The sequence below is a fragment of the Pseudomonas sp. NCIMB 10586 genome, from assembly GCF_023127895.1.
Classification (GTDB): Bacteria; Pseudomonadota; Gammaproteobacteria; order Pseudomonadales; family Pseudomonadaceae; genus Aquipseudomonas; species Aquipseudomonas synxantha_A.
Genome location: NZ_SPKQ01000050.1, coordinates 561699 through 561904 on the forward strand (window position 1 = coordinate 561699; position 206 = coordinate 561904).

Genomic DNA, 206 nt, shown 5'->3' on the forward strand with positions numbered 1-206 from the left:
CTCTTCGAATGCCTGGCGCAGGATGTACTGGCGGCATTCCGGGTTGGTGATCAGGCGGTACACGGCCAGCACCAGGTTGTTGGCGACCAACGAGTCGGCGGTGGAGAAGAAGCCGAGGTTACGCATGACGATGCGGCGTTCGTCGTCGGTCAGGCCTTCGGGGTTTTTCCACAGGGCGATGTCGGCGGTCATGTTGACCTCTTGCG

Annotated in this window: 1 protein-coding gene; it reads right to left on the reverse strand. The window is 61.7% G+C overall.

Translation table 11 applies throughout. The features are described 5' to 3' along the window. Positions 1-206: ribonucleotide-diphosphate reductase subunit beta (locus tag E4P01_RS26145; protein WP_248130166.1), on the reverse strand; the 206-nt coding region annotated here is incomplete at both ends.